Genomic DNA, 11,963 nt, shown 5'->3' with positions numbered 1-11,963 from the left:
AGTCTTTTATATATTTTCTTTAATTTTAAATTTTAAAAATTAGTGTGCATATCAATAATATTTATTGATTTTAAATGTTGTATCTAAATATTATTCCTGCATTTAATATACCACCTGGTGAAAAATTACTATAAGTTGAAACGACTCTTAAGCCATAGTTAAGTCTATTGTTTAAATTAAAAACTGTTTGAATTCCTAAATCTATGCCAAGTCCATTATTATCATCTTCAAGAATTTTTTCATCAAAATTAACGTATGAAAATCCAAATAAGGATTCAAGTTTAGTGTTTTCAGATTTTAAAAAATCATAAGTTACTTGAATTGCATATTTATCTAATTCATAGTTTGTATCTAAGGCTTTACTTCTCATCGTTGCATTTGCAGCTGACAAATAAATACTCATATTAGAATTAATAGAGTAACCTAAAAATCCTTCAATATTTTCTCCAGTATCTTTACCTACGAATTGTTCATTTAATGCAAAACCCATTGAAAATTTTGATGTATCTGAATCTTTATCTTGAGCTATAGCGAAATTGATATTAAATGTTAGGACTAAAATTAAAATGTAGTTTACTTTTCTCATAATAAGTATTTTAAATTTGTTATTAATTTTTATTGAAGTACACTTTCAAGTTGGCCTTCTATTAATAAAAACGCTTTTAAATAAACAATGGTTGGATGAGAATTAAAAAAAGTTAAAATAAATGTAAAACAAAAAAACGCAATCAAATTAATGATTGCGTTTTTTACTTTATAATATCAGTCTTTAGCTTTTTCAAGCTTTCAACTTTAAGCTTAATGCTTATTTCACTTCTTCGAAATCTACATCTTCAACATCGCTAGAATCATCAGCTGGTTGCTCTGCACCTGCTTCTGGTCCACCTGCTGGTGCTCCTTGTCCTTCAGCTTGCGCTTTGTACATTTCTTCACTTGCTACTTTCCATGCTTCGTTGATTTTCTCTAAAGCTGGTTCAATAACTGCGATATCTTTTGATTCGTATGCCGCTTTCAATTCTTCAAGTGCTGCTTCAATTGGCGCTTTTTTATCATCAGATAATTTATCACCAAATTCTGTCAACTGACTTTCAGTTTGAAAGATCATAGAATCTGCTTCGTTTAATTTCTTAGCATTTTCTGCAGTTTTAGCATCTGCTTCAGCATTTGCTTCTGCATCAGCTTTCATCTTTTGGATTTCCTCTTCAGTTAATCCAGATGATGCTTCAATTCTAATATCTTGAGTCTTGTTAGTCGCTTTATCTGTAGCAGATACTTTAATGATACCATTGGCATCAATATCAAATGTTACTTCAATTTGAGGTGTTCCTCTTCTTGCTGGTGGAAGACCATCTAAATGGAAACGACCAATTGTTTTGTTATCTGCTGCCATTGGACGCTCACCTTGTAATACGTGAATCTCTACTGATGGCTGATTATCTGCTGCTGTTGAAAACACTTGTGATTTCTTGGTAGGAATCGTTGTGTTAGCCTCAATTAAATTAGTTTTAACATTACCCATAGTTTCAATACCAAGAGATAATGGAGTTACGTCTAATAAAAGAACGTCTTTTACATCACCACTTAATACACCACCTTGAATACCTGCTCCTAGAGATACAACCTCATCAGGATTTACACCTTTACTTGGTGTTTTTCCGAAGAATTTCTCTACTGCTGCAACAACTGCAGGGATACGAGTAGAACCACCTACTAAAATAACTTCATCAATATCAGATTTAGATAAACCTGCTGCTTTTAATGCAGAAGCACATGGCTCAATTGTACGTTTTATTAAATCGTCAATTAACTGCTCAAATTTAGAACGTGTTAATGAACGTACTAAGTGTTTTGGTCCACTAGCTGTAGCTGTAACGTATGGTAAGTTAATTTCTGTTTGTGCAGAAGAAGATAATTCAATCTTCGCTTTTTCAGCAGCTTCTTTTAAACGTTGTAAAGCCATTGGGTCTTTACGTAAGTCCATATTTTCGTCAGCGATAAATTCTTCAGCTAACCAATCGATAATACGTTGATCAACATCATCACCACCTAAGTGTGTATCACCATCTGTAGAAAGTACTTCAAATACACCGTCACCTAATTCTAAGATAGAAACATCATGTGTTCCACCACCAAAATCAAATACTACGATTTTTTGATCAGTACCTTTTTTGTCCATTCCATAAGCTAAAGCTGCAGCTGTAGGTTCGTTAATAATTCTACGAACTTTTAAACCTGCAATTTCACCAGCTTCTTTAGTTGCCTGACGTTGTGCATCGTTAAAATATGCTGGTACTGTAATTACAGCTTCAGTTACATCTTGTCCTAAATAATCTTCAGCAGTTTTCTTCATTTTTTGAAGAATCATAGCAGATAATTCTTGAGGCGTATATAAACGACCGTCAACATCTACTCTAGGTGTATCATTATCACCTTTTACCACTTTATATGGTACACGTTCGGCTTCTTTTGTAGACTCAGAATACTTATTTCCCATAAAACGTTTAATAGAATAAACTGTTTTTGTTGGGTTAGTAACTGCTTGTCTTTTTGCTGGATCTCCAACTTTAATTTCACCACCTTCAACGAAAGCGATAACTGAAGGTGTTGTTCTTTTACCTTCAGCGTTTGGGATTACAACTGGCTCATTACCTTCCATTACAGAAACACAAGAGTTGGTTGTACCTAAATCAATTCCAATAATCTTACTCATAATATTTATTTGTTAATAGTTTTTCGCTCTCACGAAAATTATAATGTTATTATTTTTTTATACTCGATTAGTATTAGTCAATGATTATGCCATGCCAAAAAATATGACATGATGTCACTTTAATTAATTGTTATGTAATTCAATCCTCTCATAACACCTAGAAAACGTACCGATAACTTTCCTAGAAATTTGTTCATTTATTTATAACATTCTGTGAATGCTCACGAAACTTTTGGTTAATAATTTCACACAAAACTAAAACAACCAAAAACATGAAACACATTTTACAATTATTCTTTATTTTTTTTGCGTGTACAGTTAGCGCACAGTTAGATACTGGAGATATGGCATTTACAGCCTTTAATGCCGATGGAGATGATGATTTTGCCATGGTCACCTTTGTAGATATTGCTGCAAACACAACGATTTACTTTTCTGATAAAGAATGGATAGGAACTGAATTTAATTCTGGGGAAGCTAATTACGAATGGCAAACTGGTACTAACGTAATTACAGCAGGAACAATTATTACATTTTATACCATTAGTGCAACACCAAACGTGTCGCATGGAACTATTATTGGTTCTCCTGGAGGAATGTCAGCTTCCGCTGAAGCTATCTTTGTTTACCTAGGTACAGATGTAGATACACCAACAACCTTTATTGCTGCTGCTTCTAATTCCTCTTCTGCTTATGATGATGGCGCCGGAACAGGTTTAATAGGAACTGGATTAACTGAAGGAATAACGGCTATCACTTATACTAACGGAACTGATATTGCTCAATATAATGGACCAAGAACTGCTTTTACAGCTAACGGATATTTGGTTGCTTTAAATGACATGACTAATTATGACTTACAAGATGACAGTGGTGATCAGGGAACTGATGGTGTTGCTCCAGATGTGCCATTTAACACAACTCCTTTTATTATTTCTACTTCTGACACCAATGCACCTAGTGTTGCTAATATTCAAACAACAGATCAAAACACCGTTGAAATTACATTCACAGAAGCCGTAACAACTACTTCTGCTGAAATGCTAAATAATTATGTTTTTAATCCTGCGTTAACAATAAGCACTATTGTTTATGATAACACTACTTTAACTGCAACTATTACACATTCTGGTTTTACTGAAGGCACAGCTTACATTGTAACCGTTAATAATTTGGAAGATTTAGCAGCTAACACGCAAACAACGGCCTATGTGAGTGGTGATTTATTTTACAACGGAACAGCTTCAGGTTTAATTATTACAGAGATTATGTACAATGCACCTTCTAATGATTCTGATGCGCTTGAATTCTTAGAAATTTATAATAACGGAACATCCTCTATCGCTTTAGGTGGAATTACAGTAAACGACGAAGGTAATTTCAACTTCACGTTCCCTGAAATGACGCTTGCTGCTGGTGAGATTGTACTATTAGCAACAGACAAAGCTTCAGCAGATGCTTTTTATGGGGTTTCTTTTTTAGATATGCCACAAGCCATTTCTAACGCTATAGGTAATGGTGGTGAATTATTAGAGATTAAAAATTCTGATGGTACTATAATTTCTCAAGTTGAATATAGTGATGATGCCCCTTGGCCAACTACTGCTGATGGTAATGGTCCTTCTTTAGAATTATTAAATCCTAATACTAATTTTAATGAAGGTACTAACTGGACACCTGCAACAAACTTAGTAGGTCAATCTTTAGGGGATGATGTTTTTGCTTCACCTGGAAGTTACACACCAGTAACCAACGTTACGCCTCAAGTGAGCTTTACAGAAAGTACTTATGTAATTAGTGAAGACGGTACGTCTATAGATATTACTGTAGAATTATCTGCAACACCTAATGATGCAGTTTCTATAGATGTTAGTTTAGTTACTGATGAATTATTAACAGCAACTGAAGGTGATGATTTCACTTTTGCTAACCAAACTTTAACTTTCCCAGCAAACACAACAGAGGCTATTACAATTACTATTCCTGTTCTAAATGACGCTTTAGCTGAAATGGATGAGCTTTTTATCTTAGAACTTTCTAATCCAACTAACGCAACACTTGGTGCTCATGAAACTTCAGGAGTTTATATTTTAGATGAAGACCATATGATTCCTGTTCCTACAGATGTTTTGGGTATGGAATATGTATCAAGCTATTTAGTAGACGGTGCTGGTTCTGCTGAAATTGTAGCACACGATCCTGTTTCTCAACGTTTATTCGTTTTAAATTCAATAGCTCAAAAATTAGAGATTTTAGATTTCTCTAACATCACTAACATTACTACAATCAGCTCTATAGATTTATCGACTTACGGTGACCCAACAAGTGTTGCTTATAGGAATAATATAGTAGCTCTTGGTATTTCTAAAGGACCTTTAGAAGATGGTGTTGTTGTGTTTTCTGATATTGATGGTGTAATTTCTTCTACTATTACTGCTGGTAATCTTCCAGATATGGTTGGTTTCACACCAGATGGTACAAAACTTTTAGTAGCAAATGAAGGACAACCTAATGATGATTACTCTGTAGATCCTGAAGGTAGTATTTCTGTTATTGATGTTACTGGAGGATTAGGAAATATTTCTCAAACCAATGTTTTAAACATCAACTTTAATAGTTTTGATAGTCAATTAGCATCACTTCAAGCAGAAGGTATTAGAGTATTTGGACCTAATGCTACGGTTTCTCAAGATATGGAACCAGAATACATTACGTTTTCTAACGATTCTCAAACCGCTTATGTAACGCTTCAAGAAAACAATGCTGTTGGTGTTATTGATTTAACAACAAATACGATTACTAATATTTTACCTTTAGGTTTAAAAGATCATGCTTTAGCAGGAAATACTTTAGATGCTTCAGATAATACCGATTTCATTTTCTTAGCAAATTGGCCAATAAAAGGAATGTATATGCCAGATGCAATTGCTTCTTACGAGGTTGGTGGAGTCACTTATTTAGTAACGGCTAACGAAGGTGATGCAAGAGAGTATGACACTTATGCCGAAGAAGAACGTGTTAGTGATTTAAACTTAGACTCTACTGTTTTTCCTAATGCTGAATTTTTACAATTAGATAGCAACTTAGGTCGCTTAACGGCTACAACAGCTACTGGTGATTTAGATAATGATGGTGATATTGACGAAATTCACGTATTTGGTTCGCGTTCTTTCAGTATTTGGAATACAGTAACTGGTGCTTTAGTTTTTGATAGCGCTGATGATTTTGAACGTATCACTGCAAACGATCCTATTTATGGCGAATTATTTAACGCTAGTAACAGTAATAACAACTTTAAAAACAGAAGTGACAATAAAGGTCCTGAGCCAGAAGGTGTAACTGTAGCAGAAATTAATGGTGAGTTTTACGCTTTTATAACTTTAGAACGTGTTGGTGGTCTTATGGCATACAACATTACAGATCCTAACAATGCTGTTTTTGAAAAATACATTAACAACAGAGACTTAGGAGATGACGAAGGTGGAGATTTAGGTCCAGAAGGAATTATCTATCTAACACCAGAAAACAGTCCTAATGCTACTGGTTTAGTTATTATGGCTAACGAAGTAAGTTCTACCTTAAGTTTCTATGCACTTAATAACGACACTTTAAACACGGATGAATTTACTTTAGCATCTAATGCTTTTAAAATGTATCCTAACCCAACTAAATCTAACCAAACGGTTTATTTTAACCAAACTGTTTCTGTAGCTTTATTTGATATTCAAGGTCGTGAAATAACGTCTAAAGAAGATACTATGAGTTTACAATTACCTAGCTTAAATGCTGGAACATATATTTTGAAAACAAATTCTGGTGAAAGCATCAAGCTTTTAATCAAGTAAGAATTTCAAAAACATAGTATTTAGAATTAAACACCTTCAAATTGAAGGTGTTTTTTTATTGAATCATTTTTTCTATAAATACTATTTTTAGTTAAATGCAATTCAACATGAATAAGAACGTTTATATTTTCTTACTTTCATTAAAAATTATAACACTATGAAAAAAATCACTTACTTATTATTTGCGCTTACATTACTACTAACCTCTTGTGAAGGTGACCAAGGACCACAAGGACCACAAGGATTTGATGGAGAATCTGCAATAGCTTTTGAAATGAGTGGTAGCTTTAATTCCGGAAATAATTTTGAGATACAAGAATTCTATGATTTTCAAGTTTTTGAAAACGAAGTTGTACTTGTCTACAGACTATGGGATGTTACTGACAATGGTTTAGACGTTTGGAGGTTATTACCACAAACCATTTTTTTTGATGATGGTAGTGATTTGGTATACAACTATGATTTTACACAAAAAGATGTTATTGTTTCTCTAGATAGTTCTAGTAATTTGAATAACCTTGGAGCAGAATGGACACAAAACCAAATATTTAGAGTTATAATTGTGCCTGCATCAGAATTAGATAATATAGATACATCTGATTTTAATTCTGTTATAAATACCACTAACATTGACACTTTTATTACTGAGTAAATATCACTCTTCATTTTAAGTTTTAAAAATCCTGAAATTCATTTTCAGGATTTTTTTATTTGCAGAATTATTTTCTTTTAACAAACAACTTCTATATTTGCCTTAAGACTAAAATCTGTTTTTAAATGGAATGTATTTCAATATTCGATATGCTTAAAATTGGTGTAGGGCCATCAAGTTCTCACACCTTAGGACCTTGGCGAGCTGCCGAACGTTGGATTAAAGAATTAAAGGATAAAAAACGTTTTGATAAGGTCGAAAATATCACCGTTGATTTATACGGTTCTCTATCTTTAACAGGAAAAGGACACGCTACAGATTTCGCTGTTGTTTTAGGCTTAACAGGTGCAGATCCAGAGCGTATGCCAATTGAAGATATCGACACCATTATTAATAATGTTAAAACAACTAATGTTTTAATGTTTAATAATGAAAAAGCCATCCCATTCGATTTTAAAAACAATATTATTTTTAATCGGAAATTTTTACCATTTCACTCTAACGGAATGGTATTTACAGCCCGAATCAATGGTCGAAATTATAAATCAACCTACTACTCTATTGGTGGTGGATTTGTGGTACAAGAAGAACGAAAACTATCTAAAGCCAATAAAATAATTTTCTACTGCACATTCCCTTATCCAGTTTCTTACGGAGACGAATTACTTAAATTTTGTGATCAATTACAACTTCCTATTTCTGGTGTAGTTTTAGAAAATGAAAAATCTATAAGAGAAGAAAAGTCTATAGATTTTGAATTAAAACGCATTTGGGATACCATGTTAGAATGCATGTACACAGGTTGTCATACCGAAGGTAATTTACCTGGTGGACTCAATGTAAGACGACGTGCTTTTGATATGCATAAAAACTTAATTGGCGAACATAAATATGAAAACCCACAACAATGGCTTGAGGTAATTAGAACCACTGAAGTGAAATTCCGACAGATTTTAAAATGGGTAAGCTGTTTTGCTTTATCCGTAAATGAGGTAAACGCTGCACTTGGCCGTGTGGTGACTGCTCCTACAAATGGAAGCGCAGGTGTTGTTCCTGCTGTATTAATGTATTATTTAGTCATTGAAAATCATGATGCCGATTTTGAAGATATTAAAAAATTCCTTTTAGTGGCAGGCGAAATTGGCAGTATCTTTAAAAAAGGAGCTACCATATCTGCTGCAATGGGAGGTTGTCAGGCAGAAATCGGAGTCTCTTCAGCTATGGCTGCAGGTGCTTTGTGTGAGTTACTTGGCGGAACACCAGAACAGGTTTTAATAGCTGCTGAAATTGCTATGGAGCATCATTTAGGTTTAACCTGCGATCCTATTGGTGGTTTGGTACAAATTCCTTGCATCGAAAGAAATTCTATGGGAGCTATAAAAGCAATTAATGCTGCCGAATTAGCATTAGATACAGATCCTAAAAATGTAAAAGTACCATTAGACAAAGTTGTTGCGACAATGTGGGAAACGGCTAAAGACATGAGTTCTAAGTACAAAGAAACCTCTGAAGGAGGATTGGCAGTTGGAGTTCATTTGACGGATTGTTAAGAATTCGCGCTCTTCTATTGCTACATTGATTATAAATTACACATTCCACAGTATTTATAGTTAAGATTAAGCTGTAGTTTAACAATTCTCAGTATTTTTACAATCGATTAAAAGATACACAATGTCAACAGCAAAAAAAGAATACAAAAGAATTACAGTAAAAAGCCTTGTAGATATGAAATCTAGAGGTGAAAAAATATCAATGCTAACTGCTTATGATTACACCATGGCAAAAATTGTTGATGGTGCAGGTATTGATGTTATTTTAGTTGGAGACTCAGCAAGTAATGTTATGGCTGGTCACGAAACAACTTTACCAATTACTTTAGATCAAATGATCTATCACGCTTCTTCTGTTGTTAGAGCAATTGACCGTTCTTTAGTTGTTGTAGATTTACCTTTTGGAAGCTACCAAAGTGATCCTAAAGAAGCGCTACGTTCTGCCATTAGAATTATGAAAGAATCTGGCGGACACGCTGTAAAAATGGAAGGCGGTAGAGAAGTTAAAGAATCTATTAAACGTATTTTAAATGCAGGGATCCCAGTGATGGGACACTTAGGTTTAACTCCACAATCTATTTATAAGTTTGGAACCTATACTGTTAGAGCCAAGGAAGAGCAAGAAGCAGAACAACTAAAACATGACGCTCTAATGCTTGAAAAAGCAGGCTGCTTTGCTATTGTTTTAGAAAAAATACCTGCTGCACTAGCAAAAGAAGTTGCTGAAAGTGTATCAATCCCCGTAATTGGCATTGGTGCAGGTAATGGAGTAGATGGACAGGTCTTGGTATTACATGATATGCTTGGAATGACGCATGAGTTTAATCCACGTTTTTTACGTCGTTATATGAATTTATATGAAGAAATGACTTCAGCTATTTCTCAATATGTAGATGATGTAAAAACTGAAGATTTCCCTAATGATAATGAACAGTACTAGTAAGCAGTAAGCAGTAAGCAGTAAGCAGTAAGCAGTAAGCAGTAAGCAAAAATTAATTTTCAGTGTATTTGTGAGTCGTAATTCTAATAAAATTCTTTCTAATAAAGATAATCTTCAAGTTCTTCATGAAGACAACCATATTATCGTTGTAAATAAACGTGCTGGCGATATTGTGCAAGGAGATAAAACAGGTGACAAGCCTTTAAGCGACGTTGTGAAGTTTTATTTAAAAGATAAATACAATAAAGAAGGTAATGTGTATCTAGGTGTAGTTCATCGCTTAGATAGACCAACAACAGGTATTGTAATGTTTTCTAAAACGAGTAAAGCATTACCTAGACTTAATAAGTTATTTGCAGAAAAGACAGCTAAGAAAACCTATTGGGCTTTGGTTAAAGAACAACCACCAAAAACGAGCGACACCTTAGTTCATTGGCTAAAAAAGAATCCTAAAAATAATAAATCTACTGCATATCATAAAGAAGTTGAAGGCAGCAAAAAAGCTATTTTACATTATAAAGTCATCCAAAAACTTGATAACTTTTTTCTACTTGAAATTGATTTAGAAACCGGAAGACATCACCAAATTCGTGTGCAATTAGCATCAATTGGTTGCTCAATAAAGGGAGATTTAAAGTACGGTTTTGATCGTAGCAATAAAGATGCTAGTATAAGTTTACATGCTAGAATCTTACGTTTTGTACATCCTGTAAAAAATAAAGAGGTATTCATTACAGCTCCATTACCAAATGATCCACTTTGGAATGCTTGCAATATTTAAATTATTCTATATGGATATTCCAACGTAAGTGTCGTCCCTTTATACTTTTGAGATTCTAGGTTATATTTAGCACTTAATAGTTCTGCTCTTTTTTTCATGTTAATTAATCCAGAGCTTTTTGCTACAGATTCAATGTCATAGCCGATACCATCATCTTCAATTTTTATTATTAATAATTGTTCTTGGTAAGATAAAGTAACGTTTAGATGCTCAGCTTCAGCATACTTCAAGGTATTTGAAAAAAATTCTTGAAGAATCCTAAATAAGATAATTTCATCTTTTCTATTCTCAAAATTTACCTTCTCTCCTGTTATTAATAAAGTAGATTCAATAAGCCCTGATTTATTTAAGCGTGCCACTTCATTTTTTAAGGTAGTATCAAAACCTAAATTAAAGATGACGTCGTTATTTAGAGATTTAGACAAAGCTCTCACTTCTTCTAAAGAATCCTTTAAAGCCTTAGCTGCATTCTCTACACCAGATTTAGCTTCGCCATTAATACTGCTTGCAACGGCACTCATTTGCATGGTTGCCAAAACTAACATCTGTCCAACATTATCATGCAATTCCCTACCAACATATTTTAAGGTTTCTTCTTGTATTTCTTGTTGCGTCTTTAACAACTCTTCATCAAACCGCTGTTGTTGCTTTACTTTATCTATTAAAAGTTGATTTTTTCGTTTTTGAAATATTATGAAGAAAATAATGATTAGTGCACAGATAATAACTAAAACACCTATCATATAAACCAATAAATATCGTTGTGCATCTGTAGTTACTATTTGGTCTCTGACCTGCAACATATTAAAGCTATAGTAAGGGTTAAATAAAAGATAAAATTAACAGATAAATAAATTTGCCATTTTAGAATAACGAAATTCCAATCTGCAGTAGAAAAATAAATTTCGTAAAAAACTATAGGAACAATAAGTATACTCCACAATAAAAAACAAGTATTGATATAAAAATATATAGTTTTATAAAATTGAAAAATTAAATTACTCTGCAATATTTCAACATAAAATACTGATGAACAAACTAATACCATCCATAAACTCAAAACAGCTACAAATGAATTTAATGTTGTAAATAACAAATCAAAATTAAAAATCCCATAAAGAATAAACAATACTACATAAGCTATAAAACAGTATTTTAAAGCTATTCTGAAACGAGGATTGCTACTAATTTTATAATTGACATAAAATAAAAAACTTACAACACCTCCAAACCAAAATATATTAGATAACCAATAGTTTTTTTCAATCAATGTGCCTTCGATTAAATCAAATTTATTCAAACTCTTTAGGTATTGTGGATAACTATGAAGTAAATCAATAAAAAACGCAAAAACTAAAAAATAAATTAAAAATTTAGCAGCAACATGACTATACTTCTTAAAAAGAATCAAGCCAATAACTGCTGCTAAAAATTCAACAGAATAAGTTAATAAAAAATAGTTTTGTTTTAAAAACTCTTCCATTA

At 33.0% G+C, this 11,963-nt stretch carries 9 protein-coding genes; 5 read left to right on the top strand and 4 right to left on the bottom strand.

Features of this window, described 5'->3' with window-relative positions:
• Nucleotides 1–70: 70 nt before the first annotated feature.
• Nucleotides 71–586 (bottom strand): outer membrane beta-barrel protein, encoded by a 516-nt coding sequence (locus tag HM985_RS15940; RefSeq protein WP_179377207.1) that lies wholly within the window; start codon nt 584–586, stop codon nt 71–73.
• Between the two features lie 219 nt (nt 587–805).
• The gene (gene dnaK, locus HM985_RS15935) at nt 806–2,710 is read right to left on the bottom strand and encodes a molecular chaperone DnaK (RefSeq protein WP_179377206.1); all 1,905 of its coding nucleotides are present in this window, start codon (nt 2,708–2,710) and stop codon (nt 806–808) included.
• A gap of 272 nt (nt 2,711–2,982) precedes the next feature.
• Between dnaK and HM985_RS15930 the strand changes: the two genes are divergently transcribed.
• From HM985_RS15930 to HM985_RS15910, 5 genes are all read left to right on the top strand, one after another.
• Nucleotides 2,983–6,555 (top strand): choice-of-anchor I family protein, encoded by a 3,573-nt coding sequence (locus HM985_RS15930; RefSeq protein WP_179377205.1) that lies wholly within the window; start codon nt 2,983–2,985, stop codon nt 6,553–6,555.
• 157 nt (nt 6,556–6,712) lie between these two features.
• On the top strand, nt 6,713–7,207 hold the full coding sequence (locus tag HM985_RS15925; protein ID WP_179377204.1) for a hypothetical protein: 495 nt from the start codon (nt 6,713–6,715) through the stop codon (nt 7,205–7,207).
• A 125-nt stretch (nt 7,208–7,332) separates the two neighbouring features.
• Nucleotides 7,333–8,757 (top strand): L-serine ammonia-lyase, encoded by a 1,425-nt coding sequence (locus HM985_RS15920; protein WP_179377203.1) that lies wholly within the window; start codon nt 7,333–7,335, stop codon nt 8,755–8,757.
• Nucleotides 8,758–8,878: 121 nt separating this feature from the next.
• Entirely contained in the window at nt 8,879–9,697 is an 819-nt protein-coding gene (gene panB / locus HM985_RS15915; RefSeq protein ID WP_179377202.1) for a 3-methyl-2-oxobutanoate hydroxymethyltransferase, read from the top strand.
• Between the two features lie 70 nt (nt 9,698–9,767).
• Nucleotides 9,768–10,478 (top strand): RluA family pseudouridine synthase, encoded by a 711-nt coding sequence (locus HM985_RS15910; RefSeq protein ID WP_179377201.1) that lies wholly within the window; start codon nt 9,768–9,770, stop codon nt 10,476–10,478.
• On the opposite strand, the gene HM985_RS15905 is transcribed toward HM985_RS15910, so the two are convergent.
• On the bottom strand, nt 10,475–11,281 hold the full coding sequence (locus HM985_RS15905) for a sensor histidine kinase (RefSeq protein ID WP_246285053.1): 807 nt from the start codon (nt 11,279–11,281) through the stop codon (nt 10,475–10,477). The genes HM985_RS15910 and HM985_RS15905 overlap by 4 nt on opposite strands.
• Nucleotides 11,257–11,961, bottom strand: coding sequence for a hypothetical protein (locus tag HM985_RS15900; RefSeq protein WP_179377200.1), 705 nt, complete (start codon nt 11,959–11,961; stop codon nt 11,257–11,259). The genes HM985_RS15905 and HM985_RS15900 overlap by 25 nt, the downstream gene beginning before the upstream one ends.
• Nucleotides 11,962–11,963: the final 2 nt, after the last annotated feature.

The sequence above is a fragment of the Winogradskyella wichelsiae genome (assembly GCF_013403925.1).
Classification (GTDB): domain Bacteria; phylum Bacteroidota; class Bacteroidia; order Flavobacteriales; family Flavobacteriaceae; genus Winogradskyella; species Winogradskyella wichelsiae.
Note: the sequence above shows the minus strand (reverse complement) of the source record. Positions and strands in the feature narration are given on the sequence as shown.